The sequence below is a fragment of the Pseudomonas sp. UYIF39 genome, from assembly GCF_029963765.1.
GTDB lineage: Bacteria > Pseudomonadota > Gammaproteobacteria > Pseudomonadales > Pseudomonadaceae > Aquipseudomonas.
Window position 1 is genome coordinate 45,683 of the sequence record NZ_JALBYU010000021.1, and the last position, 25,455, is coordinate 71,137.

General features: G+C 58.8%; 23 protein-coding genes. 15 read left to right on the forward strand and 8 right to left on the reverse strand.

Annotation, left to right across the window (positions count from 1 at the left end):
* The first annotated feature begins 123 nt into the window (after positions 1-123).
* The 4 genes from MO767_RS23595 to MO767_RS23610 all read left to right on the forward strand — a co-directional run bounded on the left by MO767_RS23595 (position 124) and on the right by MO767_RS23610 (position 4,855).
* Positions 124-1,467, forward strand: coding sequence for a pitrilysin family protein (locus tag MO767_RS23595; protein ID WP_282482469.1), 1,344 nt, complete (start codon positions 124-126; stop codon positions 1,465-1,467).
* Complete coding sequence (locus tag MO767_RS23600; RefSeq protein WP_282482470.1) at positions 1,460-2,938, forward strand: pitrilysin family protein; 1,479 nt, start codon at positions 1,460-1,462, stop codon at positions 2,936-2,938. The genes MO767_RS23595 and MO767_RS23600 overlap by 8 nt, the downstream gene beginning before the upstream one ends.
* A gap of 74 nt (positions 2,939-3,012) precedes the next feature.
* Positions 3,013-4,011, forward strand: a complete 999-nt coding sequence (locus tag MO767_RS23605) for a hydrolase (RefSeq protein WP_282482471.1) — start codon at positions 3,013-3,015, stop codon at positions 4,009-4,011.
* A gap of 4 nt (positions 4,012-4,015) precedes the next feature.
* Positions 4,016-4,855, forward strand: a complete 840-nt coding sequence (locus MO767_RS23610) for an AraC family transcriptional regulator (RefSeq protein ID WP_282482472.1) — start codon at positions 4,016-4,018, stop codon at positions 4,853-4,855.
* Positions 4,856-4,913: 58 nt separating this feature from the next.
* On the opposite strand, the gene MO767_RS23615 is transcribed toward MO767_RS23610, so the two are convergent.
* Complete coding sequence (locus MO767_RS23615; RefSeq protein ID WP_282482473.1) at positions 4,914-5,768, reverse strand: sulfurtransferase; 855 nt, start codon at positions 5,766-5,768, stop codon at positions 4,914-4,916.
* Positions 5,769-5,812: 44 nt separating this feature from the next.
* Positions 5,813-6,484, reverse strand: a complete 672-nt coding sequence (locus MO767_RS23620; protein ID WP_282482474.1) for a TetR/AcrR family transcriptional regulator — start codon at positions 6,482-6,484, stop codon at positions 5,813-5,815.
* Between the two features lie 146 nt (positions 6,485-6,630).
* Between MO767_RS23620 and MO767_RS23625 the strand changes: the two genes are divergently transcribed.
* From MO767_RS23625 to MO767_RS23645, 5 genes are all read left to right on the forward strand, one after another.
* Positions 6,631-8,061, forward strand: coding sequence for a coniferyl aldehyde dehydrogenase (locus tag MO767_RS23625; protein WP_282482475.1), 1,431 nt, complete (start codon positions 6,631-6,633; stop codon positions 8,059-8,061).
* 28 nt (positions 8,062-8,089) lie between these two features.
* Positions 8,090-8,635 (forward strand): twin-arginine translocation pathway signal protein, encoded by a 546-nt coding sequence (locus MO767_RS23630; protein ID WP_282482476.1) that lies wholly within the window; start codon positions 8,090-8,092, stop codon positions 8,633-8,635.
* Between the two features lie 44 nt (positions 8,636-8,679).
* Positions 8,680-10,275 carry a GMC family oxidoreductase gene (locus tag MO767_RS23635; protein WP_282482477.1) on the forward strand — a complete coding sequence of 532 codons (1,596 nt, stop codon included), beginning with the start codon at positions 8,680-8,682 and terminating at the stop codon, positions 10,273-10,275.
* Positions 10,276-10,390: 115 nt separating this feature from the next.
* Positions 10,391-10,870 carry a pantetheine-phosphate adenylyltransferase gene (gene coaD, locus MO767_RS23640; protein ID WP_123368514.1) on the forward strand — a complete coding sequence of 160 codons (480 nt, stop codon included), beginning with the start codon at positions 10,391-10,393 and terminating at the stop codon, positions 10,868-10,870.
* 136 nt (positions 10,871-11,006) lie between these two features.
* Positions 11,007-11,258: a YfhL family 4Fe-4S dicluster ferredoxin gene (locus MO767_RS23645; protein ID WP_038358877.1), complete on the forward strand. Its 252-nt coding sequence runs from the start codon at positions 11,007-11,009 to the stop codon at positions 11,256-11,258.
* 123 nt (positions 11,259-11,381) lie between these two features.
* Here MO767_RS23645 and MO767_RS23650 read toward each other — a convergent pair whose 3' ends face one another.
* Genes MO767_RS23650 through MO767_RS23660 form a run of 3 tightly spaced genes read right to left on the reverse strand, consistent with a single transcriptional unit; the run spans position 11,382 to position 13,415 of the window.
* The gene (locus MO767_RS23650; protein ID WP_282482478.1) at positions 11,382-11,705 is read right to left on the reverse strand and encodes a multidrug transporter; all 324 of its coding nucleotides are present in this window, start codon (positions 11,703-11,705) and stop codon (positions 11,382-11,384) included.
* 53 nt (positions 11,706-11,758) lie between these two features.
* Positions 11,759-12,571, reverse strand: a complete 813-nt coding sequence (mutM, locus tag MO767_RS23655) for a bifunctional DNA-formamidopyrimidine glycosylase/DNA-(apurinic or apyrimidinic site) lyase (RefSeq protein ID WP_282482479.1) — start codon at positions 12,569-12,571, stop codon at positions 11,759-11,761.
* A gap of 28 nt (positions 12,572-12,599) precedes the next feature.
* Positions 12,600-13,415 (reverse strand): HDOD domain-containing protein, encoded by an 816-nt coding sequence (locus tag MO767_RS23660; RefSeq protein ID WP_282482517.1) that lies wholly within the window; start codon positions 13,413-13,415, stop codon positions 12,600-12,602.
* Positions 13,416-13,649: 234 nt separating this feature from the next.
* Between MO767_RS23660 and MO767_RS23665 the strand changes: the two genes are divergently transcribed.
* The 5 genes from MO767_RS23665 (at position 13,650) to ilvD (ending at position 20,622) form a co-directional block, all read left to right on the forward strand.
* Positions 13,650-14,846 carry a class I SAM-dependent rRNA methyltransferase gene (locus MO767_RS23665; RefSeq protein WP_033060516.1) on the forward strand — a complete coding sequence of 399 codons (1,197 nt, stop codon included), beginning with the start codon at positions 13,650-13,652 and terminating at the stop codon, positions 14,844-14,846.
* A 424-nt stretch (positions 14,847-15,270) separates the two neighbouring features.
* Positions 15,271-16,350, forward strand: coding sequence for a SagB family peptide dehydrogenase (locus MO767_RS23670; RefSeq protein WP_282482480.1), 1,080 nt, complete (start codon positions 15,271-15,273; stop codon positions 16,348-16,350).
* Positions 16,347-17,324 (forward strand): diiron oxygenase, encoded by a 978-nt coding sequence (locus tag MO767_RS23675; RefSeq protein WP_282482481.1) that lies wholly within the window; start codon positions 16,347-16,349, stop codon positions 17,322-17,324. Before MO767_RS23670 ends, MO767_RS23675 begins: the two co-directional genes overlap by 4 nt.
* Positions 17,317-18,522 carry a multidrug effflux MFS transporter gene (locus MO767_RS23680; protein ID WP_282482482.1) on the forward strand — a complete coding sequence of 402 codons (1,206 nt, stop codon included), beginning with the start codon at positions 17,317-17,319 and terminating at the stop codon, positions 18,520-18,522. Before MO767_RS23675 ends, MO767_RS23680 begins: the two co-directional genes overlap by 8 nt.
* A gap of 258 nt (positions 18,523-18,780) precedes the next feature.
* A complete protein-coding gene (gene ilvD, locus MO767_RS23685; protein ID WP_282482483.1) occupies positions 18,781-20,622 on the forward strand; it encodes a dihydroxy-acid dehydratase in 1,842 nt (613 codons plus the stop codon).
* Positions 20,623-20,694: 72 nt separating this feature from the next.
* Here ilvD and MO767_RS23690 read toward each other — a convergent pair whose 3' ends face one another.
* Positions 20,695-21,909 (reverse strand): SGNH/GDSL hydrolase family protein, encoded by a 1,215-nt coding sequence (locus MO767_RS23690; protein WP_282482484.1) that lies wholly within the window; start codon positions 21,907-21,909, stop codon positions 20,695-20,697.
* A 178-nt stretch (positions 21,910-22,087) separates the two neighbouring features.
* A complete protein-coding gene (locus MO767_RS23695) occupies positions 22,088-23,143 on the reverse strand; it encodes a haloacid dehalogenase-like hydrolase (protein WP_282482485.1) in 1,056 nt (351 codons plus the stop codon).
* A 241-nt stretch (positions 23,144-23,384) separates the two neighbouring features.
* On the opposite strand from MO767_RS23695, the gene MO767_RS23700 reads away from it, so the two are divergent.
* Entirely contained in the window at positions 23,385-24,776 is a 1,392-nt protein-coding gene (locus MO767_RS23700) for an L-cystine transporter (RefSeq protein WP_282482486.1), read from the forward strand.
* A 103-nt stretch (positions 24,777-24,879) separates the two neighbouring features.
* Here the strand turns inward: MO767_RS23700 and MO767_RS23705 are convergent, their stop codons facing one another.
* The gene (locus MO767_RS23705) at positions 24,880-25,392 is read right to left on the reverse strand and encodes a dihydrofolate reductase (protein WP_282482487.1); all 513 of its coding nucleotides are present in this window, start codon (positions 25,390-25,392) and stop codon (positions 24,880-24,882) included.
* Positions 25,393-25,455: the final 63 nt, after the last annotated feature.

Below are 25,455 nucleotides of genomic sequence, written 5' to 3' on the forward strand. Positions count from 1 at the left end.
ACTGTCATCGCAACGTAGCCTGAAACAAGGCATCAAGCGCGGTAAATAATTACCGCCAACGGCCTCGTCCATGTCTCCACAGTGGTTTACGCAATTTCCGTAAACCACTGAGGATGAACACGGATGAACATCTCCCGCAGCAGGATGCTGCTCTTTTCCTGGTTACTGCCCTTCACGGCACTGGCCGAACCCGCAAAACCGACCCACGAATTCACGTTAAGCAACGGCCTGAAAGTTGTGGTGCACGAGGACCATCGCGCCCCAGTGGTGACCTCACAATTCTGGGTAAAGGTCGGCTCCAGCGATGAACCGCCGGGGAAGTCCGGCTTGTCCCACGCGCTGGAGCACATGCTCTTCAAAGGCAGCAGCAAGACCTGTGCAGGTGAAGCTTCCGCCATTCTGGACAAGCTGGGCGCTTCACATAACGCCTTTACCGACAAGGACGTCACCACCTACTACCAGACCGTGCAGCCTCACCAGCTGGGCGTCGCCTTCGAGTTGATGGCCGACATGATCTCGACGGCTCATTTGCGAGCCGAGGATTTTATTCCGGAGCTGGCTGTCATTCAGGAAGAACGGCGACTACGGGTCGACGATGATCTCGACGCAATCGCACAACACCACCTCACCAGCATCGCCTTTCCCGCCAGCAGCTATGGCGCGCCAATCATCGGCTGGATGCACGACTTGCAACGCCTGAACGCTGATGATGTGCGTCACTGGTACCAGACCCACTACGCCCCCGGTAATGCCACGCTCGTCATTGTCGGTGACGTCACGCTGGAAAAGGTGAAGCCCCTGGTCGAGCGCTACTTCGGCGTACTGGCGGCCAGACCGTTTGTCGCGGCAAGGACATCGATGGAGTTGGCCGAGCCCGGAGAGCGGAAAATCATCCTGCACCAGGCGATCCCGGCGCCTCGATTGATCATGTCGTTCAATGTCCCGAGCCTTGCCACCGTCGAAAATCGTCGAACGGCACATGCATTAAGGCTGCTCAACACCTTGCTGGCCGGCTCGAACAGCGCACGCCTGCGTAAAAGCCTGCAATTTACCGACAGGTTGTTTTCCAGCACCTCGTCCGAATACAACGCGCTTTATCGAGGTGACAGTGTTCTTACCCTCACCGCCCAGCTCCACAGTCAACGCAACGAAAGCCTTGATCAAGCCCAGGCCCGCATCTGGGAACTGCTCGACGAACTAAAGTCCGCACCGCCCGACAGCGTCGAACTGGAGCGCGCCCGCACCCTGCTGATCGCCGGGCAGATCTACGCCCGCGACAACATTGAAAACCAGGCGGATCACCTCGGTGCACTTGAGAGCATCGGCCTTTCCTGGCGACTGATGGAAGAGGGTGTCAAAGAACTGAATCAGGTAACCCCCGCAGACATTCAGCACGTCGCGCGGACGTACCTGACCCGACAACGCCTGAGCACCGCCCATATCCTCGTGGAGAAAAACGATGAATAAGGTCACCTGCGTGACACTGTGGCTGTTAGTGATCGCAGGCCTGCAAGGCTGTCTGGCCTTGGCCGACACCGAATCACAGCTTCCTGCTGTGGTTCAGTCTTCACGTCTGCAATCTCTGGCAGAGCTGGACGCGCAGGCAGCAGCCTTGCGCACCCTGAAAATCCACGGTTGGAAATCGCCGGCCGGTGGCAAGGTGCTGTTTATTCGCACTCCAGAACTGCCGATGTTCGACCTGCATGTCAGTTTCCCTGCCGGCAGCACACGAGATGGTGAGCATTCCGGTCTGGCGGCAACGACGTTCAGCCTGCTTAACGAAGGCGTACCAGGCAAGGATCTCTCCGCGATTTCCGAAACCTTTGACGGCCTTGGCGCAAAAACCAACATGAAAATCGAGCAGGATCGGGCCTCATTGTCCTTGCGCAGCCTGACTGCCAACGATAAGCGCGACCCGGCGCTGTTGCTGTTTACCCAGATACTTGGCCAACCCCTGCTGACCGACAAAGCACTGGTCAACGTCAAAAAAGAACTGACCGACTTACTCAAGACCCAGCAGCAGAATCCCGATTCACAAATCACCCAAGCCATGAATGACTTGCTAATGGCTGGACACCCTTACGCCCAACCAGTCTATGGCACAGAAGAAAGCCTGGCTGCGCTCTCTCGGGAACAGGTCCAGGCGTTCCATCGGCAAGCCTATAGCGCGGCGAATGTGCTGATTACGCTGGTCGGCGACCTGACACTGGAACAGGCTCAGGCGATGAGCATGCAGGTTTTCAACGCGCTGCCAGCAGGTTCCAAAATGGCTCCCGTGATTCCGCTCCCGCGGCGACAGGGTGTTGCGACGTCACGACATATCGAGCGCCCCCTGAGTCAGACGCAGATCATGCTGGGGCAGCCCGGTGTGACACCGCAGCACCCCGATTACATGGCGCTGAAAGTGGCCCATATGATTTTCGGTGGGCAGAAAGTCTCTTCGCGACTGATGACGGAGCTGAGAGAAAAACGCGGTTTGACCTATGTCGTGCAACTGGAGAACACCCTCTGGCAGGAAGGCGGTACTGCCGTCATCAGCCTGAATACCAGCCCACAGTTCAGCGAAGGGGCGGTGAAGCTGGTGCAGTCAATGTATCGCGACTACTTGCAAACGGGTCCGACACAACAGGAACTCGACGACACCCTGCGCCAACTGCGCAGCAGCAGCGCGTTGAACAGCGCCAGCAATTCACAGATTCTCGATCTACTGGTCAACATCAACCAATACGACTTGCCGCTCGATCTGGATTTTTCAATCGAACAGGCTCAGACATTGACCGTTGCGCAAATCAAAGCAGCCTTGAACAAGCACTTTGACGCGGACCAATGGTCGGTGGTGACCATAGGCCCGACCGTAGAACAACAGCCTCTGCCTCTCCCGACCAACGAGGTGCCGCAGAGCATGTGTCGCGCCGAGACGGGGATTGTGGCAAGTTAGTTTCTTTGGACACAGGCGCCATGGCCACGCTTTTCGGCCCTGACGCCGACTGTTTGACCTTTTAGAGAAACTTCGTGCTCCAGCCCAGCGAACGCTTCACCCCGGCCATCGGCCTTGGCAACCCGCACTTGCAAACCTTGTGGGGGCCGCTGTGGCGTAAAACCACGCATATCGACCGCACACGCGAACGGCTTTGGCTCGACGATGGCGACTTCCTTGATCTCGACTGGCACGGCCCTCATACAGCCGACGCGCCGTTGGTGCTGGTATTGCACGGGCTGACTGGTTCGTCGAACTCGCCCTATGTGGCTGGCCTGCAAAAAGTCTTGGGAGATCAAGGCTGGGCCAGCGTCGCACTGAACTGGCGCGGCTGTTCGGGCGAGCCGAATCTGTTGCCGCGCAGTTACCACTCCGGCGTCAGTGAAGACCTGGCCGAAACCATCAAACACCTGAAAGCCCAACGACCGCTCGCGCCGTTGTATGCGGTCGGCTATTCCCTGGGCGGCAATGTATTGCTCAAGCACTTGGGGGAATCCGGCCGTGACAGCGGCGTGGTCGGTGCGGTGGCGGTGTCGGTGCCGTTTCGTCTCGATCAATGCGCCGACCGTATTGGCCAGGGTTTCTCCAAGGTCTATCAGGCGCATTTCATGCGGCAGATGGTGGCCTATATCAAGAACAAGCAGCGACGATTCCAGCATGACGGGCGCGAGGATGGTCTGGCGGCATTGGCCGCGCTGGGCTCGCTGGAGAACATGCGCACGTTCTGGGATTTCGATGGCCGGGTCACCGCGCCGCTGAACGGTTTCGCCGATGCCAAGGATTACTATCGCCGCGCTTCGAGTCGCTACTTCCTTGGCGAGATTCGTACGCCGACCCTGATCATTCAAGCGGCCGATGACCCGTTTGTATTTCCTCATAGCCTGCCGCAAGCGGACGAATTGTCCGCCTGCACTCAATTCGAGTTACAGACCAAGGGTGGGCATGTCGGCTTCGTCGATGGTTCGTTCCGGCAACCGGGCTACTACCTGGAACGCCGCATCCCGCAGTGGTTGACCGCCGCGGGTCGTCAGTAAGGCCATGGGCGTCGATCAGGGTGAGTCGATCCGATTCTGGCAAACAGCGCCACTGGCCGGCGTCGAGTTATTGTCCGCGCGCTACATCGAACACCGTTTCGCGCCCCATGTGCATGACGGTTATGTGATCGGCATGATCATGGCCGGCGCCCAACGCTATCGCTATCGCGGTGCCGAACACCTGGCCGGCAGCGGCACGCTGGTGCTGATCAATCCGGACGAACTGCACACCGGCCATAAAGGCACGGAGGATGGTTGGTTGTATCGGGCGTTCTATCCGGACAGCGGTCAGATACTGTCTCTGTTGGCGGAGCTGGAACTGCCGACCAACAACTTGCCGGCGTTTGGCGCCACGCTGTATCGCGATCCGGATCTGGTGAAGGGTTTCTGCCAACTGCATCGTCTCCTGGAAAGTCCGTCCACTGCTTTGCAACAACAAACGGTCTGGCGGGAAATGATGCTGTCGCTGCTGCAACGGCACGCAGCGGTGCCGATTGCAGGCAAGCCGGGCAAGGAACATCGGGCGGTGACGCTGGCCAAGGATCTGCTGCAAACACAGTTGGCGACGCCGCCCTCGCTGGAAGAACTGGCCGCAGCGGTCAACCTTTCACCCTTCCACTTCGCCCGGGTGTTCCGCCGCGCCACTGGCATGCCGCCGCACACCTGGCTGATGCAACAGCGCATCGCTCGGGCGCGAGTGCTGTTACAGAACGGTTGTTTGCCGCTGGAAGTGACGACGCAGCTGGGGTTTGCTGACCAGAGTCATCTGAGCCGGCAGTTCAAGCAGGTTTACGGTGTCGGGCCGGGCGCATATCGCAGCGCCCGGCAGTTACCGGGATATTGATAACGACGAAGATCAAAATGTGGGAGCGAGCAGGCTCGCTCCCACATGGGTTAAGCGTTTATTCGCCGATGGCGATGCCGTGCGCAGGATCGTTGATCCACTCGCTCCATGAACCGGCATACAACGACCCCAGCGGATACCCGGCCAGACACAACGCAAACAGGTTGTGACAGGCCGTCACGCCAGAACCGCAGTACGCCACCAGATCGGTCGGCGAACGATCACCGAGCTTCTCGGCAAAACGCTGTTTGAGCTGATCGGCCGGCAGAAAACGCCCGTCGCTGCCCAGGTTGTCGGTGAACGCCGCACATTGCGCGCCGGGGATGTGCCCGGCAATCGGGTCGATCGGCTCTACTTCACCCTTGAAACGCGGCAATCCGCGGGCATCGAGCAAGGTCAGCTCAGGCTGGCCGAGACGTTGCTGGAGCTGTTCGGCGCTCAAGATCAGCGCGTTGTCCGGCGAGCCCGTAAAGGTGCCCCGTTCAATCTGCGGCGCATCAAGACTCAGGGGCAAACCGGCCGCGTGCCAGGCCTTGAGTCCGCCATCCAGAATAAACACGCCGTCACGTTTGCCCAGCCAGGCCAGCAACCACCAGGCCCGCGCCGCGAACGCACCCGGACCGTCGTCGTACAAAATCACATCGCTGTCGGCGTTGACGCCCCAGGCTTGCAGACGTTCGATCAATTCTTCAGGTTCTGGCAACGGATGCCGCCCGGTCACACCCTTGATCACTGTCCCACTCAAATCACGCTCAAGATCGGCAAAGCTCGACCCGGCAATATGCCCTTCGGCATAACTGCGCTGACCGTAATCCAGGTCCTCGAGGGCAAAACGACAATCCAGAATCACCAGCCCCGGCTGCTCCTTTTTCAGGTCCAACGCTTGCGGGCTGATCAGTTGCGCAATGGGCATAACGGGCTCCTGTGATTAGGCGATGGTTGATCCTACTGCACTTTCTACCCCACTTCTTCCAGCGCTTGGGCCAGCGGCACGTAAAACTCCTCGAACAGCGCATTCACCGCATCGCGAGACTGGTCCGTGACAAAACCGGCCTCCAGCACCAGCACCTGGTACACACCACGTTTAATGGCCTGTTCGCTCAGGTGATTGGAGTTTTCACGGGTGGTGCACAGAAAACGCACCCAGGACGTCAGGATGATCCAGGCATTGAGCGTCAGGGATTCGATCTGAACCTTGTCCATTTGCAGGATGCCGGCCTCGACGAAGCCCGCGTAGATGTGCGTGCCATGGATCAGGCAGCGCTGGGAAAAGCGCCGATAACGGGCGGCCAACTCTGGATCGCTGTCGAGCAAGTGCTCCAGATCGCGGTGCAAAAACCGGTATTGCCACATCGCGGCCAGCAACTCCTGGAGGTAGAAGCGCTTGTCCTCGACCGTGGCGGCGCGCCCCTGGGGCGGGCGCAGGAAGCTGTCCACCAGGCTTTCGTATTCACTGAACAGCACGGCGATGATCGCCTGCTTGTTGGGGAAGTGGTAGTACAGGTTGCCCGGGGAAATTTCCATGTGGGCAGCAATGTGGTTGGTGCTGATGCTGCGTTCACCCTGCTGATTGAACAGCTCCAGGCTGTTCTGCACGATGCGCTCGCTGGTTTTGATCCGAGGGGCCATGGCTTGGGCTTTAATTCAGAATGCGTTGATGGGCATCTTACGACCTAACCGCGAGTGGATAAAACAAAGCTGCGCCAGGATGTCATTTGACTTTATAGAGCATAGACTCTAAAAAGTTCCTCATTACAATAAATCCGGAGCCGACCATGACTGCTGACATCGCCTACTTGCAGAACCTGCAGCAGCCCCTGGACGAGCTCCAGACCCTGTTCGACGCTCAACGCGCAGCGTATGCCGCCAACCCGATGCCGCCCGCCGCCCAGCGCCAACAATGGCTGAAAGCTCTGCGCGATCTGTTAAGCAATGAGCGTCAGGCACTGATCGATGCCATCAGCCAGGATTTCAGCCATCGCAGCGCCGATGAAACCCTGCTCGCCGAACTGATGCCCAGCCTGCACGGCATTCACTACGCCAGTCAGCACCTCAAAGGCTGGATGAAGGCGTCGAAGCGCAAGGTCGGGATTGCCTTTCAACCCGCAGCGGCCAAAGTCATTTATCAACCGTTGGGTGTGATCGGGGTGATCGTGCCGTGGAACTACCCGCTGTATCTGGCCATCGGGCCATTGGTAGGCGCGTTGTCGGCGGGCAATCGGGTGATGCTCAAGCTCAGCGAATCGACCCCCGCCACCGGTTTGTTGCTCAAGGAACTGCTGGGCCGGATCTTCCCGCAAGACCTGGTCTGCGTAGTACTGGGCGAAGCCGATATCGGTGTAGCGTTCTCCAGATTGCGTTTCGATCACCTGCTATTCACTGGCGCCACCAGCATCGGCAAACACGTGATGCGTGCAGCGGCCGAAAACCTGACCCCGGTGACCCTCGAACTCGGCGGCAAATCGCCGGCCATCGTGTCGCGCGACGTGCCGCTCAAGGACGCTGCCGAACGCATCGCCTTCGGCAAGACGCTCAACGCCGGGCAGACCTGCGTGGCCCCGGACTATGTGCTGGTGCCGGAAGATCGCGTCGGAGCGTTCGTCGAAGCCTATCGTCAGGCGGTTCGCGGGTTTTATCCGACCTTGACCGACAACCCGGACTACACAGCGATCATCAATGACCGTCAATTGGCGCGCCTCAACGGCTACATCAGCGACGCCACCAGCAAGGGCGCGCTGCTGATTCCGCTGTTCGACAAGGGCCAGGGGCGCCGCATGAGCCACAGCCTGCTGCTCAACGTCAGCAACGACATGATGGTGATGCAGGACGAAATCTTCGGTCCGCTGTTGCCGATCGTTCCCTACAAGGATCTGGATCAGGCCTTTGCCTATATCAATGAACGACCCCGTCCGCTGGCCCTGTACTACTTCGGCTACGACAAGCGTGAGCAACACCGCGTACTTCACGAAACCCATTCCGGCGGCGTGTGCCTGAACGACACCCTGCTGCACGTCGCTCAGGACGACATGCCATTCGGCGGGATCGGCGCGTCGGGCATGGGTCATTACCACGGCCACGAAGGTTTTCTGACCTTCAGCAAAGCCAAAGGTGTGCTGATCAAACAGCGGTTCAATGCGGCGAAATTGATCTATCCGCCGTACGGAAAATCCATTCAGAAGCTGATTCAGAAGCTGTTTATCCGCTAACGATCATTACCGTCGGGTAATAACAATAATGAGCCAAAGCCTGTCCGACACACCCGCGTTGTCACGGCGCGGCATGCTTAAATTCAGCCTGGGCGCCAGCGCTTTTCTCGCCACCGCCGGTTTGGGAGCGAGCCTCGGCGGCTGCTCATCGAGCGTGCCGGCCAATGGTTTTGTGATTCTACGCAGTGGCGATCTGCTGTTCTTGCGGGCGCTGATTCCGGTCATGCTCGACGGCGCCGTGGCTGAAGAGAAAATGCCCGAGGCCGTCGATGGCACCCTTAAAACCCTGGATATCGACCTCAATCACTTGTCGCCGGAAATGCTCAAGCTCACTCAGCAATTGTTCGATGTGCTGGGGATGGCCGTGACTCGCGGACCACTGACCGGGATTTGGGGCAGTTGGGAAAACGCCAGTGCCGACGAGATCCGGCACTTTCTCGATCGCTGGGAAAACAGCTCGTTAAGTCTGCTGCGCATGGGTCACAGCTCATTGCTGCAACTGGTGATGATGGCGTGGTACAGCCGGTCGGAATCATGGGTGCATTGCGGGTATCCCGGACCGCCTACCGTTTGAGATCGGCCCGCCCACACCCCCAATAATAAAAAGAGAACCTGAAGATGCCCGTACCTGATCCGTTCCGCGAAGGCCTGGCCCGTGGCTGGAAAACCTACAACGGTTCAAAACTGACCCAGGACCTGACCCTCGAAGCGGACGTGGCGATTATCGGCAGCGGCGCGGGCGGCGGCACCACCGCCGAAATCCTCAGCGCCGCGGGCTACAAAGTATTGCTGATCGAAGAAGGCCCACTAAAGACCAGCAGCGACTTCAAGATGCTCGAAGACCAGGCCTACACCAGCCTCTATCAGGAAGGTATTGGCCGCATGAGCAAGGACGGCGCAATCACCATCCTTCAGGGCCGGGCGGTGGGCGGCACCACGCTGATCAATTGGACCTCAAGTTTTCGCACACCGGACCCGACCCTCGACCACTGGGCCAAGGAACACGACGTCAAAGGCCATACGCCGGCCGAGATGGCGCCGTGGTTCGAGAAAATGGAACAACGCCTGGGCGTCGCCCCCTGGATGATCCCGCCCAACGCCAACAACGACGTGATCCGCAAGGGCTGCGAAAAACTCGGCTACGCCTGGCATGTGATCCCGCGCAACGTGCGTGGCTGCTGGAACCTTGGCTACTGCGGCATGGGCTGCCCGACCAACGCCAAGCAATCAATGCTGGTCACGACCATCCCGGCGACTTTGGAAAAAGGGGGCGAGTTGCTCTATCTGGCTCGCGCCGAAAAGCTCTTGATCAGCGGCGACAAGGTCACAGGCTTGCACTGCGTCGCGATGGACGACCGCTGCGTCGCACCTAACGGACACACGATCACGGTCAAGGCGCGGCATTACGTGCTGGCCGGTGGCGGGATCAACAGCCCGGCGCTGCTCTTGCGCTCCGAGGCGCCCGATCCGCACAAACGGCTGGGTAAACGGACTTTTCTACACTTGGTGAACATGTCCGCCGGGCTGTTCGACGAGGTCATCAATCCGTTTTATGGCGCGCCGCAGTCGATCTATTCCGACCATTTCCAATGGCAAGACGGCACCACCGGAAAAATGTCTTACAAACTCGAAGTGCCGCCGCTGCACCCGGCACTGGCCGCGACCCTGCTCGGCGGCTTCGGCAAGGAAAACGCCCAACACATGGAAAACCTGCCCCACACCCACGCCATGTTGGCGTTGCTGAGGGACGGTTTTCACCCGGACAGCCCCGGCGGCAGCGTCGAGTTGCGCGGTGACGGCACGCCGGTGCTCGACTATCAGGTTTCACCCTATGCCTGGGATGGATTACGTCGGGCGTTCCACAGCATGGCCGAGATCCAGTTTGCGGGCGGTGCCCATGCGGTAATGCCAATGCACACCGACGCTCGCTACGTGAAAACCCTCGCCGAAGCGCGCACGCTGATCGCCGGCCTGAACCTTGAGCTGTATCGCACACGCCTGGGCAGCGCCCATGTGATGGGCGGTTGTGCCATGGGTGAAGACCCGAAAAATGCGGTGACCGACAGCCTCGGCCGGCATCATCAGTTAGGCAATCTGTCGATTCATGACGGCTCGCTGTTCCCCACCAGCATCGGCGCAAACCCGCAATTGTCGGTCTACGGGCTGACGGCGCAGCTGGCAACTTCTTTGGCCGAACGTTTGAAAAACCCATGAAAATGGAGAATATTCCAATCGTCTATAGTGCTTTCTTACCCAAAAGGCGACTTGGCCGACCGGGAAGGCTGCGATACCATCCGACTCCCCAACGGACTCCCGCCAGGACGACGCGATGAACCGAGTGTTGTACCCAGGTACCTTCGACCCTATTACCAAGGGCCATGGCGATCTGGTCGAACGCGCCGCGCGCCTGTTCGATCACGTGATCATCGCCGTCGCCGCCAGCCCGAAGAAAAACCCGTTGTTTCCCCTGGAACAGCGTGTGGCGCTGGCCCGCGAGGTCACTAAACATCTACCCAACGTTGAAGTCGTCGGCTTCTCGACGCTGCTGGCTCACTTCGCCAAAGAGAAGAACGCCAACGTATTCCTGCGTGGTTTGCGTGCGGTGTCGGACTTCGAATACGAATTCCAGCTGGCCAACATGAACCGCCAACTGGCGCCGGATGTGGAAAGTCTGTTTCTTACCCCGTCCGAGCGTTATTCGTACATTTCCTCGACGCTGGTGCGTGAAATCGCGGCCCTGGGCGGCGATATCACCAAGTTTGTCCACCCTGTGGTGGCGGACGCCCTGAACGAGCGCTTTAAAAAGTAGGAGCTGCCGAAGGTTCGGGCCGCGTTCGGACGATCTTTTCCCTTGATCGCGCCCGCGTGCACTACGGGCGCCAATGCGGCACAATTGCGCGCATTGGTTTATTGCGCCCGGGCCCTCCGCCCTGGCTGGAGTTAGCATGTCCCTGATCATCACCGACGATTGCATCAACTGCGACGTCTGCGAACCCGAGTGTCCGAACGCCGCCATCTCCCAGGGCGAAGAGATCTACGTGATCGACCCGAACCTGTGCACCCAGTGCGTCGGCCACTACGACGAACCTCAGTGCCAGCAAGTGTGCCCGGTGGATTGCATTCCGCTGGACGAGGCGCATCCGGAGACTGAAGAGCAGTTGATGGAGAAGTACCGGATCATTACCGGTAAGGCTTGAGTCATTCGGCGACTTTGAAGACGCCATCGCGAGCAAGCTCGCTCCCACAAGGTCCGCATAAAACCTGTGGGAGCGAGCTTGCTCGCGATGAGGCCATCAGCCACACCAAAGAAGTAACTGACTTCACTCCCGCTGCTCAAACCCCTCCCCAATACACCCCAGACACCGCACGAACGCCGCTTTCGCCGGGTCGACCACCAACGCCTGCCCCGCATCGCCGACGCCGCCGCCCAATGCGGTAAACGGCAACGACACCACAAACGCTCCGGCACCAATCACCGTCGCCACGACCAGCAAAGGTCGGGCAATCAGCAAATCGCCGATCATGGCGTACGCCGGGGGATTCTGGATGGTGTAACGCGGGTCGCCGCTGCCCGTGTTTGCTGCCAGCGCTGGCGCACCGACGCTCAGCAGCAAAACGGCGACAACGGTTCGAAACAGGTTCATGGCACGGTCCTTGGGCTAGGCAGTCAGAACACTGACTATAGACCCTGGGCGTTTCAGCTCTGACAGCGCGGGCAAAAGACGCTGGAGCGCTGCCCGAGCTTCACCTCCCGCAGCTCCGTGCCGCAGACCTTGCAGGGCGCACCGCCACGGCCGTACACGAACAGTTCCTGCTGGAAATAACCCGGCTGACCGTCACCGCCGATAAAGTCTCGCAGTGTGGTGCCGCCGCGCTCGATAGCGGCAGCGAGGATGCGCTTGATCTCGATCGCCAGTTTCAGATAACGCGCCCGAGAGATGCTTTTGGCCTCGCGACGCGGGTCGATACCAGCGGCGAACAACGCTTCGGTGGCGTAGATATTGCCCACGCCGACCACCACCGCGTTGTCCATGATGAACGGTTTGACCGCCATGGATCGCCCGCGGGACTGCTGGAACAAGCGTTCCCCGTCGAACAGGTCGGTCAACGGCTCCGGCCCCAGGCGAATCAACAACTCGTGGTTGAGCGGATCGAGGCTCCAGAGCATCGCGCCAAATCGTCGCGGGTCGGTGTAACGCAAGGCCAGGCCGGATTCCAGTTCGATGTCCACATGTTCATGCTTGGCCACCGGCGTGCCGATTTCCACCAGACGCAGATTTCCCGACATCCCCAAATGGCTGATCAGCGTGCCGACTTCGGCATTGATCAGCAGGTACTTCGCGCGTCGCTCCACCAGCACGATGCGCTGGCCAGACAGCCGCACATCCAGGTCTTCGGGAATCGGCCAGCGCAAGCGCCGCTCACGCACGATCACCCGGCTGACGCGCTGGCCTTCCAGGTGTGGCGCAATTCCGCGGCGAGTGGTTTCGACTTCAGGCAGTTCCGGCATGGTGCTCTCGAATCAGGCTGTGCAACGCTCAGCGGTGAGCGCCAAGGTCACGAATCGTTTGTTTGAGGCTCTCGAAGTCGTAGTCCGAGAGGCCGACATAATCAAGAACCAGCGGTGCGATGCTGTTCCACTCGTGGTCATCACGCTGGTTGCCCAGCACCCGGAAGGACGCACAAATGTGCTCGGCCATTTTCAGGATCGCCAGCAGGTTTTTCAGCTGGCTGTTGCGCGACGACTCATCGCTGAAGATCGCCAACGCATTGTGGTGATTGGCGATGGCGGCGGTCACATGCTCGGGCAGGCGCCAGGATTTGGCGGTGTAATAACCCACCACCGCATGATTGGTATTGAACACCCGATTCTCAGTGTCCACCACCCGACATTCGGCGCTGGCACTGGCGTATGCCTCTTCCAGAACGGTCATGTAATTAGGGAAGCGCTGGAGCATCAGCGGCACGCCGCAATCGTGGAACAGGCCCAGGGCGTAGGCTTCATCGCCGGCCTGGGTGCCGATGCGCTTTGCCAGGGTCAGGCAGGTCATCGCCACGTCCTGAGCGGTATCCCAGAATCGATTCAAGGAAACGATGGTGTCGTCGTTCATCTCGCCTTTGATCGACTGCGCGTTGATCAGGTTGATGATCGAGCGGCTGCCCAGCAGATTCACCGCACGCTGAATCGAGGCGATTTTGTTGCTCAAGCCGTAATACGACGAGTTGACGATTTTCAACAAGGCACCAGAGAGGCCCGGGTCCTGGGAGATCAGCTTCGCGATCACCTCCAGATCCGGATCGGGCATGTACTGTTCCATCTGCAAATCCACCATGATCTGCGGCTGGGCCGGCACGCTGATGCCTTGCAGGGACTGTTGAATCTGTTCGGAAGTCAGCTCTGGGGACATAAGTACACACTCTGGGACAGGCGGCGATTCTAACCCTTATAAAGTTGGATCCGACACCTCGGCCGGTCCATCACCTGAAGTTTCATCAAATGCCCGGGCCTTCCTCACCGCATGTCCATCCGCCAAACCGTGGCCGTGCGCAACACGCTATACTCCCGCTCTTTTTTCCGGAGCGACGTCATGTCCCTGCCTAGCCTGCGCCTCAAAGCCAACGCCGACCGTCGCCTGCGAAACGGCCATTTGTGGGTCTATAGCAACGAAATCGATGTAGCCGCTACTCCTTTGCACGGTTTCAAGGCCGGCGACCAGGCGATCCTCGAAGCGGCCAGCGGCAAGCCGCTGGGCATCGTTGCCATGAGCCCGAACAACCTGATCTGCGCCCGCCTCTTGTCGCGCGACATCAAGTTGCCGCTGGACAAGTCGCTGCTGGTGCATCGCCTGAACGTCGCCCTGTCCCTGCGCGATCGCCTGTTCGACAAGCCGTTCTATCGCCTGGTCTACGGCGACTCCGACCTGCTGCCAGGTCTGGTAGTCGACCGTTTCGGCGACATCCTGGTGGTACAGATTGCTTCGGCAACCATGGAAGCCCATAAAGAAGACGTGATCGCAGCGCTGACCCAAGTGATCAAGCCTAGCGGCATTCTATTCAAGAACGACTCCGCTGCCCGTGATGCCGAAGGCCTCAACCGCTACGTCGAAACCGTGTTCGGCCTGGTGCCGGAGTGGGTTGCCCTGGAAGAAAACGGCGTGAAATTCGAAGCACCCGTCATCCAGGGGCAGAAAACCGGTTGGTTCTATGACCACCGCATGAACCGCGCGCGCCTGGCCCCTTATGCCAAAGGCAAACGCGTGCTGGACCTGTACAGCTACATCGGTGGCTGGGGCGTGCAAGCGGCTGCGTTCGGCGCCAGTGAAGTGTTCTGCGTCGACGCATCGGCCTTCGCCCTCGACGGCGTCGAGCGCAACGCCGCGCTGAACGGTTTCGCCGACAAGATGACCTGCATTGAAGGTGACGTGTTCGAAGCCCTGAAAGAGCTGAAAGCCAGCGAAGAGCGTTTCGACGTGATCGTTGCCGATCCTCCGGCGTTCATCAAACGCAAAAAAGACATGAAGAACGGTGAAGGTGCCTATCGTCGCCTGAACGAGCAAGCCATGCGCCTGCTCAGCAAGGACGGCATCCTGGTCAGCGCTTCGTGCTCGATGCACCTGCCCGAGGACGATCTGCAGAACATCCTGCTGACCAGCGCCCGTCACCTGGACCGCAACATCCAGATGCTGGAGCGTGGCGGTCAGGGCCCGGATCACCCGGTTCACCCGGCCATCGCCGAAACCCGATACATCAAGAGCATCACCTGCCGTCTGCTGCCAAACAGCTGATTTCGCCGGTTTGACGGGGAGCCAGCCGGCTCCCCGTTCTGCTATCTGTTATTGAATTCTTCAACTTCCTACTCCAGCGGTCTTAATGACTTGTAGGACGTTTCGCTTTGTCTTTTATTTAAGCGGACATAACTTACAAGATTAATCCATCCATAAGATCAATCCGACAAAATTACTGGAACATTCCTACCCAATCTCCCCTTGATAAGAGTTCATTACAAACTATGATTAAGTCGTCACAAAGGAGTGACACTCACAATCAATTACAAGGAGTTAAAAACATGAAAGCAATTACTCTGGAATCCAACAAAATCGCCAACCTGTCTTTTCTGGTTGCGCCAAAAGCCCGCTAAGTAAATGAAACGCTGGGGAGTGCCGGCTACCCAGCGTTTTCTATGGCAAAGACCAGAGTGAGTCGCCAATCATGCAGATAAACCCTTATATCTTCATACTTCCTCGCACGCCCGACCAAATAGTCTGGGATTACAAGAACCACAAACAGTTCGAATTGAATCTTGAATATTCAACCCGTCTCGCACACCTGATTGACAAGCCTGAAAAGTTTGATGACAACAACATAATCGACACGCAACTCCTGAACGCGGGAATACTCACATCTTCATTACAAGTCCCCCTTGAATGGGGTTGGGATGAATTATCGAAGATATTTCATATAGGCACCAAGAACATTCCTTGTGAACATGTCCCCCAAGATATTAATGAATGGTCGAGACACTATCTGGACCATTGCACCGAAGTACTGGCCACTCCTGCCCCGGAGGTCAGACTCACAGAACGCCCGACAAGCGAACGGATAGCCCTGCCTCAACCTTCCTGTCTGCCGCAAAGCGCTCTTGCAAAGACCTTGATCGACCGAAAGACCTGTCGCTCCTTCACGGGTGAAGGGGTTTCTCTCGACGATGTGGGCACTCTTTTGTATTTGTCCCTTGGCGATCTGCGTGAGCGCGAAAACGACATCGACGAAACCGTCGCTGAAGGTCTTGGCGCCCGGCGCAGCAGTCCATCCGGTGGCGGGCTGAATGCCTGCGAAGGTTTTCTTCATGTTCAGAACGTCAGCGGCCTGAATCCCGGGCTCTACGCCTACCACCCCGACGAACATGCGTTGAGCTTCGTCAATCCGCTGCCTGACTCGCCCTTGGGCCAGTTGTTGTGTGGGCAGCATTTCATCAACAACCTGCCAGTCGGCCTGTTCATCACCGCTCGCTTCGACAAACTGTGGTGGAAATATGAACACTCGCGGGCCTACCGAATGGCTTACGTCGAGGCAGGTCATATTTCCCAGACCTTTCAACTGGTGGCCACCGCACTTGGGTTAAGCACCTGGCTGACCGGTGCGTTGGCGGACGATCAGGTCGAAACGTTGCTGGGGATCGAGGACAGCGCCGAACAACCGTTGTTTTTTGTGGGCTGCGGCCAGAGTGACGGACAAGTGATGTGCAAGGAATTGAAAGCGCTGCTGCGCAACCGAGGCTCACAGCAATGACCGAGCCCCGCACAGACGACCTGTCACTGCCCGACGCCTGGGCACAGCGCTTCACCCTCGGTGACTGGAATGCCCGGGCCTCGGTACGAACCAGCGAGCACACCTATCCATTGCCATCAGATCTGGAACGGCAACTGGAAACACGACACTGGTTCCCGCCCGCCTTCCTGCCCTACCTGAGTCACCCGGTCATCGAAGCAGCCGGCAGCGCGATCACCCATCGATTATCAGCCAACCATCTGGTGTATTTCCTCGACTACACCACCCGGCTCGAACATCGAATCGTCAACCGCTCCGTGGAAACCATCGTCCACGATGAGCTCGGCGCGTCCATCCCCCGACGGATGAAAACGGCCGCCCTCCAGCTGTACACCGATGAGGGTTATCACGCCCTGTTCTCCAATAGCCTCGCCGAGCAGATAGCCGACCTATACGGCATGACCCAACGCCCGGTGATGCCGCGCCGAATTACCCGGCTGAACGCGCTGATTGACCACAGCCCAGAGAGGCATAAGGCGCTGGCCTGGTTTCTCGTCGGTTTCGTGTCCGAGACCATCATCGCCAGGGAACTGCTCGAGGTTTGTCGCAACGAGCTGGTGTCCAGCGTCCAGGAAATGCTCAGGGACCACCTCACCGACGAGGCCCGACACAGTCGTTATTTTTGCGAAGTGTTCCATTATCTGTGGCTGACCCTGAACAGCAGCCAACGCACGTTCGCCGCGAAGTTGCTGGTGGACATCATCCTGATGTTCTTTGAGGTCGATGAGCGATGGCTGAAGGAAAGCCTGAACAGCGTGGGCCTCAGGGAGAATTGCTTCGCAGAAATCCTCAGTGCGCTGACCGGCCCGCAAGCCTGCCTTCAGCGCGCCCGATCAGGTGCAGGCGCGACGCTACAGGCAATGGAAAAGGCGGGGTTTTTCGACCTGCCTTTTAACCAGCAGCTCTTCGCTCAGGCAGGACTTGTCGATGGATGAAGGAAAATCTGCGGTCAGTGTCAAACACCGCCGCTCTGCGATCACCCTATTAATGACCATGGTGATGCTTGGGGTCTTCCCTCTCGATGTTCTGCTGCCTTCGTTCCCGGCGCTGGCTGAACACTTCCAGACCACGCCAGGCGACATCGCGTTTTCCATCAGCCTGTTTGCCATCGGGATCGCACTTTCCCAACTACTGGTCGGGCCGCTCTCGGATGTCATCGGGCGCAAAAGTCTGCTGCTGGCGGGAATGGCGGTCTCGATGATCGGTGCGACTGGTTGCGTGCTGTCCACCGACTACGCCTGGTTCCTGATGTTCCGGGTGGTGCAGGCCATTGGCTGCGGTTGCTTCGTGCTCTCGCAGGCGCTGGTCCAGGACCTGTTCGACGGCAAGGAGCGGGATCAACTGCGGATTCTGATGGTCACCGCCAGCGGGATCTTCATTTCCGTCTCGCCATTGGCTGGCACCCTGTTGCAACAGGCGCTGGACTGGCCCGCAAGCTTCATTGTCTTTATTGCCCTCGCCGCCGCCGTGTTCCTTAAGGCCTGCTTCTTTCTTGAAAACCGGCACACCGCCACAACCCCGCGCCGAAGCATTCTTCAGTCCTACCGGCGCGTCTGTCGCGATGCGGGGTTCCTCGGCTATTGGCTGATCGCCGCAATCGCCTTCACCTGCCACTTTTCCTTCATTGTCATCTCGCCCCTGATCTTCATGGAGCAGCTACAGCTTTCGGCCTACGAGTTTTCCCTGACGCTGCTGCTGTATGGCGTCGCCTACATCATCGGCGGCATTGCCGCTCGAGTCCTCGTCGGGCGGGTCACGGCCGATACCCAGATAGTCGTCGGCCTGGGCCTGATCTTCATTTCTGGACTGGTGATGCTCTTGCTCTCAAACCTGCTGGGGCTTTCAGCCCTGACCGTGCTGATCCCGATGATCATCTGCACCGCTGGCACGACCATCACCCGCCCTGTCGCCACCTCCAAAGCCATGGAAGTTTTCCCGGACAATGCCGGTACATCGGCGTCGGCCGGGAACACGCTGGTCTTCATCTCTGGCGGGCTGATCAGCGCCCTGATCAATCTGAGTGGAGCCCATCTGCAAACGACTCTCGCACTGAGTTTCCTCGCCTTGAGCACCGTCGGCGTTTCCTTCAATGCACTGATCACACGTCGGCAGCTCTCGCTGAATAGCGGGTGATACCTGCCGGTCGTCATCCCACACGCCCCGTCGGCGCTGGATCACCCTCTTCCGGCATTCCCTCCTGACGCCAGCCGTGTAGAATCGCGACATTCATCGCCAGTCATCCCCCGGCGGGTTTATGAGCTCAAGCTGAAGCGCGCGGCGATCCCGCAAAGTTATCGGCAACTTCCGGACACACGGCCATTTCTGAGTGTTCCAGACGTCAATAGAAGCTCACTTCCCTTTTGATACCTGATTAGCCGCCCGGAGTGCTTCATGCCTGATTACCGCTCGAAAACATCCACCCATGGCCGCAACATGGCCGGCGCCCGCGCACTGTGGCGCGCCACGGGGATGAAAGATGACGACTTCAAAAAGCCGATCATCGCCATTTCCAACTCCTTCACCCAGTTCGTACCGGGCCACGTCCACCTCAAGGACCTGGGCCAACTGGTCGCCCGCGAAATCGAACGCGCCGGCGGTGTAGCGAAAGAATTCAACACCATTGCCGTGGATGATGGCATCGCCATGGGTCACGACGGCATGCTCTATTCGCTGCCGAGCCGCGAGATCATTGCCGACTCCGTCGAATACATGGTCAACGCCCACTGCGCCGATGCGATCGTCTGCATCTCCAACTGCGACAAGATCACCCCAGGCATGTTGATGGCCGCCCTGCGCCTGAACATCCCGGTGATCTTCGTTTCCGGCGGCCCGATGGAAGCCGGCAAGACCAAACTGGCCAGCCACGGCCTCGACCTCGTCGACGCCATGGTGATCGCCGCCGACTCCAGCGCTTCTGACGAGAAAGTCGCTGAGTACGAGCGCAGTGCCTGCCCTACGTGCGGCTCGTGCTCCGGCATGTTCACCGCAAACTCGATGAACTGCCTGGTCGAAGCCCTCGGTCTGGCATTGCCGGGCAACGGTTCGACCCTCGCGACCCACAGCGACCGCGAACAGCTGTTCCTGCAGGCCGGCCGCACCATCGTCGAGCTGTGCAAGCGTTACTACGGCGACAACGATGAGTCGGTATTGCCGCGCAACATCGCCAACTTCAAGGCGTTCGAAAACGCCATGACGCTGGACATCGCCATGGGCGGTTCCACTAACACCATCCTGCACTTGCTGGCCGCAGCCCAGGAAGCCGAGATCGACTTCGACCTGAAGGACATCGACCGCCTCTCCCGCCACGTGCCGCAACTGTGCAAAGTCGCGCCGAACATCCAGAAGTACCACATGGAAGACGTGCACCGCGCCGGCGGGATCTTCAGCATCCTCGGCTCGCTGGCCCGTGGCGGTCTGCTGCACACCGACCTGCCGACCGTGCACAGCAAAACCCTGGCCGAAGGCATCGCCAAGTGGGACATCACCCAGACCAGCGACGAAGCGGTCCATCACTTCTTCAAGGCCGGTCCTGCGGGCATTCCGACGCAAACCGCGTTCAGCCAGTCGACCCGTTGGGAAACCCTGGACGACGACCGCGAAAACGGCTGCATCCGCAGCGTCGAACACGCTTATTCGAAAGAAGGCGGCCTGGCCGTTCTCTACGGCAACATCGCACTGGACGGCTGCGTGGTGAAAACCGCCGGCGTCGACGAGTCGATCCACGTGTTCGAAGGCAACGCGAAAATCTTCGAAAGCCAGGACAGCGCCGTACGCGGCATCCTCGCTGACGAAGTGAAGGCCGGCGACATCGTGATCATCCGTTACGAAGGCCCGAAAGGCGGCCCGGGCATGCAGGAAATGCTGTACCCGACGTCGTACCTGAAATCCAAAGGCCTGGGCAAAGCTTGCGCCCTGCTCACCGATGGCCGTTTCTCCGGCGGCACTTCGGGCCTGTCCATCGGCCACGCTTCGCCAGAAGCGGCGGCGGGTGGCGCGATTGGTCTGGTGCAGGATGGCGACAAAGTGCTGATCGACATTCCGAACCGCTCGATCAACCTGTTGATCAGCGACGAAGAAATGGCCGGTCGTCGTGCCGAGCAGGATCAGAAAGGCTGGAAGCCAGTGGAAAAACGTCCACGTAAAGTGACCACTGCACTGAAAGCCTATGCCCTGCTGGCGACCAGCGCCGACAAGGGTGCCGTGCGTAACAAGGCAATGCTCGACGGGTTGTAAGCGTCGATCACCGCTATAAAAATGCCCCGCCAAGTGCGGGGCTTTTTTATGGGCCGATGATGAGATCTCGCTTTACGGCCCCACCAACCGGGCTTGCAGGTAATCGTAAAGTTCGCCGGCGCTTTTTTTATAACCTTCACCATTCAGGTGAATCAGATCATTTTGAGCCAAATGCGCTGCCTGCCAGCCCTCGATTGAACAGGCGCCACCCATGTAAGCTTGCCAGTCCCAGAACAAAGCTGCGGCCTTCAGCGCTGCTTGCCTTTGAATTTGAATGATCTGAGCCAGTTTTGCCGGTTGGCGCCCGGCGCATGACTCAGCGGACCGTTGTTTTATCGAGTCTGCTGGCCCGACCAGCAAGATCACGACATCAGGCAAGGTGCGTCGCAACAGGACAAGCTTTTCGCTCAGGTCAGCCTCATAAAGTGTCAGGTCCAGATCGTCGTCAAATGCTTCATTACCCCCATACGCGAGTACCAGCAAGTCAGGGCGCAAGGCTTGCAGGGTGCTTTGCCAGCCGTCTTGCCACCTATCGAGAATCTTCAACATCGCACCATTAACACCCAAGGCAGAGTACGTCACTCCAGTCTCTGTCAAAGACTCGATGTTCCAGCCTCCCAGTTCTACGGTCTGATTCGAGGTTATCGCCAGATCCATCGGCAAGCTTACGGGTTGGATAGCCGGGCTGAAACGCCACTGTCCAGATGTTGGCAACAGCTCGACACTGGCAGAGCCCCCTCCAGCACTGGCGGTCAGGCGACTATTGAAGAGCGCACGGTAGAGCGCCGATATTCGATACATGCCGTCATTCGATGCTCGTGATTCGATATGCACCCCTGCGCCCGGGTTCATGGGCAGCGACAGATAGCCCCCCAATGGAAACTCGCCGCTGTACTGATTGCGACTGGAAACCAGACGCCATTGCCCATCTACCATCGACAGAACAACCTGATCGTAACGAGTGCCTGGTACAGGCATCGCCGCGAGGAAGCCAATGCCGCCGGCGCCGTATTGTTTCTGGAACAGTCGGCGCATTTCACCTGTGAACAAATCGGCAGCCGTGTGAGAGTCGCCCAGTTGCACAATACTGACCGACGTGGTGCGCGAGGCCTTTAGTTTGCCCACCAGCTTACTCAAGTTCAGGGTCGAGGCCCCTTGAAGCACGTCTGGTGAAATGACTTGATCATTTCGCGGCATCAACTCAGCCGCCGCACTCGTGCAAAGCCAGCCGTATCCGCTCAGCGCGGCGATCATCCACGCGATAAAGACCCGATGTAATCGTCGCATGCCTCCGTTCCTTCGATCGTTGCCCGAGCCAACTTCCCAGCGCCGTATCACCCAATGACTAACCAATGAATATAGGCAGCAGACAGCCACTGCGCGTCGTTATTCCGAACAAAAAAAAGCCCCGCATTTGCGGGGCCGGTCGCACCCACACACTGTGCGGGTGCGTTTATCGTGGCAGTTACTGAATCTCTTCAGGCTTCACGATCACCCAGTTCTTGTCCGCCGTAACCTGTAACCCTTCCTTGGCCTGAGCTGCGGCGTGCTTGGCCATCATGCCGTTAATCTGGGTCATGTATTTGTCTTTGCGGTTGACCCACAAGTGGATGCCGCCCTTGGCCACGTCGACATCGTGGAACAGCATGTAACCGTCGCTGGTTGGGGTATCGCCGCCCACCAGTACTGGTTTTTTCCACTCATCAATGTAGGTCAGGATCGCCGCGTGCTTGCCGGCCATCCAGGTCGCCGGAGTCCACAGGTACGGGGTCAGTTCGAGGCCGAGGTTGGCCTTCTCGTCATACTTGCCCGCGGTGATCTGCTTGCGCGCCGTGGTCAGCTCGCCGGTCTTGCGGTCCTTGAGCAGCGTGGTCACGCCAATTACGTTCTGCGGTTTGACGTTGTAGCCGTACTTCGGATCGGCCGCGACCATCCGCACCAGTTCTTCGGAGGCGGCGGTCATCACGTAGACCTCGATGCCGTTCTCCATCAGCTTGTTGTAGAGCTCTTTCTGGCCGGTGAAGATTTTCGGCGGGTTGACGTCGAGGTTCTTGACCACGTCGCCTTCGTAATAATTCGCTGGCACCGGTTTACCGGAAGCCATCAACTCATCGACGTAGCCTTTGAGTTCCTGGAGGGTGAAGCCGGAAAACACTTGGGCGACCCATGGATAGCAGACCATGTCGTCGACTTCGCAGAGGCGATAGTAGTAACTGAACAGGCTTTCCTTGTGGTCGGCAGTGTCTTTGAACGGCATCAGTTTCAGGGAGGGGTCGAGCTTCTCGCGGGTGATCAGGCCCTTGTTTTCCATGAACGGCAACAACGACTCTTCGAGATCGTAGCGGTAACTGGTGTTGTCCATGTCGAACACCGCGTAGTTACCTTTGTTGGCATTGGCGGCGATCATTGCGTCCAGTGCCTTGGCCTGATCGGCTGGCCAATGCTTCAAATCCGTAGCGAAGGCTTGGCCGGCGAGGCCCAAGCAGAGTGCGGCAGCCAGAAATTTCGGTGCGAGTTTCATCGGCATTTCTCCCTGAATTAAAGACATCGACGCTAACAAATAAGTGTGACAGCCCTCATCTGCCCGCGACCGCTTGCGTCCCTATTGCGCCAGCTGCATCTCTGTCAGCGACACGCGCTTATTCCAAAAACGACAGTTTCAAGATGTTTTTGATATTAATTCATTAGATATCAAGCTGTTAGGCTTGCCGGTTCGCGGCTGCCCCGGAAGGTAGCTGGCACAAGTCTATTTTGGAGTTCCAATGAATCTGCCGCTGATCCTCAATCTGCTGGTATTCCTCGCCCTGCTCTTCGGCTTAGCGCAAACCCGTCACACGACGTGGAGCTTAGCTAAAAAAGTCCTGCTCGCACTGGTGCTGGGCGTGGTGTTCGGTGTGGCCCTGCACACCGTTTACGGTGCCGGCAACCCGGTACTGAAAGCCTCGATCGGCTGGTTCGATCTGGTGGGTAATGGTTACGTGCAGTTGCTGCAAATGATCGTGATCCCGCTGGTGTTCGCCTCGATCCTCAGCGCCGTGGCCCGTCTGCATAACGCTTCGTCGCTGGGCAAGATCAGCTTCCTGACCATCGGCACGCTGTTGTTCACCACCGCCATCGCGGCGCTGATTGGCATAGGCCTGACCAACCTCTTCGGTCTGACCGCCGAAGGCCTGGTGGCCGGCACTCAGGAAATGGCCCGTCTGCAAACCATCCAGACCGACTACGCGGGCAAGGTTGCCGACCTGAATGTGCCGCAGCTGTTGCTGTCGTTCATTCCGCAAAACCCGTTCGCCGACCTCGCTCGCGCCAAGCCGACCTCGATCATCAGCGTGGTGATCTTCGCTGCTTTCTTGGGGGTCGCGGCGTTGCAACTGCTCAAGGACGATGTCGAGAAAGGTCAAAAAGTGATCAACGCCATCGACACCCTGCAAGCCTGGGTGATGCGTCTGGTGCGTCTGGTGATGAAGCTGACCCCGTACGGCGTACTGGCGCTGATGACCAAAGTGGTCGCCGGCTCCAACCCGCAGGACATCATCAAACTCGGCAGTTTCGTGGTGGTTTCCTACATCGGGCTGGGCCTGATGTTTGTGGTCCATGGCCTGCTGGTGTCGGCGGCAGGGATCAATCCGCTGCGTTTCTTCCGCAAAATCTGGCCGGTGCTGACGTTTGCTTTCACCAGCCGCTCCAGTGCCGCGACCATTCCACTGAGCATCGAAGCCCAGACCAGCCGTTTGGGTATTCCACAGTCCATCGCCAGTTTCGCCGCGTCGTTCGGCGCGACCATTGGCCAGAACGGTTGTGCCGGTCTGTACCCGGCGATGTTGGCGATGATGGTTGCGCCGACTGTGGGCATCAACCCGCTGGACCCGCTGTGGATCGCGACGCTGGTGGCGATTGTGACGCTGAGTTCGGCCGGTGTGGCCGGCGTGGGCGGTGGCGCGACGTTTGCCGCGTTGATCGTGTTGCCGGCGATGGGCTTGCCGGTGTCACTGGTGGCGTTGCTGATTTCGGTTGAGCCGCTGATCGACATGGGGCGTACGGCGTTGAACGTGAGTGGTTCGATAACGGCCGGTGCGATCACCAGCCAGATCATGCAGCAGACCGATAAAGAGCTGCTGGATGCGGATGAGCATGCGGAGTTGGCTCAGGCTTAACCCTTCATCGACAGGACAGGCCTCATCGCGAGCAAGCTCGCTCCCACACTTGATCTGCGTCGTTCACAAATCAAATGTGGGAGCGAGCTTGCTCGCGATGCTTTTAGGCTTTTTCCCACACCTCGAAGTTGTAAGCCGGCTTATCGCCTTCCGCTGGATTTGGCACGTTCGACACCAACGTCCACTCTTTCAAATCAAACTCCGGAAACCACGCATCCCCTTCAGGGCTCAGCGCCACGCGCGTCAAATACAGCCGATCAGCCTGAGCCATCCCCTGCGCATACAACTGCGCCCCACCAATCAGCATCAGCTCATCGACGCCCTGTTCCCGCGCCCACTCTTCGGCGCGAACTACCGCAGCCTCCAGCGACGGATAAACCTCTGCACCCTCCAACGCCAGATCCGCCTGACGGCTGACCACGATGTTCAACCGCCCCGGCAACGGACGACCGAGGGAATCCCAGGTCTTGCGACCCATGATGATCGGCTTGCCGAGGGTGGTGGCCTTGAAGTATTTGAAGTCCCCCGGCAAGTGCCAGGGCATGCTGTTGTCGACGCCGATCACACGGTTTTCACCGAGGGCTGCGATCAGGCTGAGGGGGAGTGATTTAGTCATGCCGGCGAGGATACCAGAGCCTCCCGTACCCCGATAAGCGCCACAGCGGTTATGCTCACCGTT

Coding starts and splice junctions, on each gene's coding strand:
- MO767_RS23595 (WP_282482469.1), top strand. CDS start 124: ATGAACATCTCCCGCAGCAGGATGCTGCTCTTTTCCTGGTTACTGCCC.
- MO767_RS23600 (WP_282482470.1), top strand. CDS start 1,460: ATGAATAAGGTCACCTGCGTGACACTGTGGCTGTTAGTGATCGCAGGC.
- MO767_RS23610 (WP_282482472.1), top strand. CDS start 4,016: ATGGGCGTCGATCAGGGTGAGTCGATCCGATTCTGGCAAACAGCGCCA.
- MO767_RS23615 (WP_282482473.1), bottom strand. CDS start 5,768: ATGCCCATTGCGCAACTGATCAGCCCGCAAGCGTTGGACCTGAAAAAG.
- MO767_RS23620 (WP_282482474.1), bottom strand. CDS start 6,484: ATGGCCCCTCGGATCAAAACCAGCGAGCGCATCGTGCAGAACAGCCTG.
- MO767_RS23625 (WP_282482475.1), top strand. CDS start 6,631: ATGACTGCTGACATCGCCTACTTGCAGAACCTGCAGCAGCCCCTGGAC.
- MO767_RS23630 (WP_282482476.1), top strand. CDS start 8,090: ATGAGCCAAAGCCTGTCCGACACACCCGCGTTGTCACGGCGCGGCATG.
- MO767_RS23635 (WP_282482477.1), top strand. CDS start 8,680: ATGCCCGTACCTGATCCGTTCCGCGAAGGCCTGGCCCGTGGCTGGAAA.
- coaD (WP_123368514.1), top strand. CDS start 10,391: ATGAACCGAGTGTTGTACCCAGGTACCTTCGACCCTATTACCAAGGGC.
- MO767_RS23645 (WP_038358877.1), top strand. CDS start 11,007: ATGTCCCTGATCATCACCGACGATTGCATCAACTGCGACGTCTGCGAA.
- MO767_RS23650 (WP_282482478.1), bottom strand. CDS start 11,705: ATGAACCTGTTTCGAACCGTTGTCGCCGTTTTGCTGCTGAGCGTCGGT.
- mutM (WP_282482479.1), bottom strand. CDS start 12,571: ATGCCGGAACTGCCTGAAGTCGAAACCACTCGCCGCGGAATTGCGCCA.
- MO767_RS23665 (WP_033060516.1), top strand. CDS start 13,650: ATGTCCCTGCCTAGCCTGCGCCTCAAAGCCAACGCCGACCGTCGCCTG.
- MO767_RS23670 (WP_282482480.1), top strand. CDS start 15,271: ATGCAGATAAACCCTTATATCTTCATACTTCCTCGCACGCCCGACCAA.
- MO767_RS23675 (WP_282482481.1), top strand. CDS start 16,347: ATGACCGAGCCCCGCACAGACGACCTGTCACTGCCCGACGCCTGGGCA.
- MO767_RS23680 (WP_282482482.1), top strand. CDS start 17,317: ATGGATGAAGGAAAATCTGCGGTCAGTGTCAAACACCGCCGCTCTGCG.
- ilvD (WP_282482483.1), top strand. CDS start 18,781: ATGCCTGATTACCGCTCGAAAACATCCACCCATGGCCGCAACATGGCC.
- MO767_RS23690 (WP_282482484.1), bottom strand. CDS start 21,909: ATGCGACGATTACATCGGGTCTTTATCGCGTGGATGATCGCCGCGCTG.
- MO767_RS23695 (WP_282482485.1), bottom strand. CDS start 23,143: ATGAAACTCGCACCGAAATTTCTGGCTGCCGCACTCTGCTTGGGCCTC.
- MO767_RS23700 (WP_282482486.1), top strand. CDS start 23,385: ATGAATCTGCCGCTGATCCTCAATCTGCTGGTATTCCTCGCCCTGCTC.
- MO767_RS23705 (WP_282482487.1), bottom strand. CDS start 25,392: ATGACTAAATCACTCCCCCTCAGCCTGATCGCAGCCCTCGGTGAAAAC.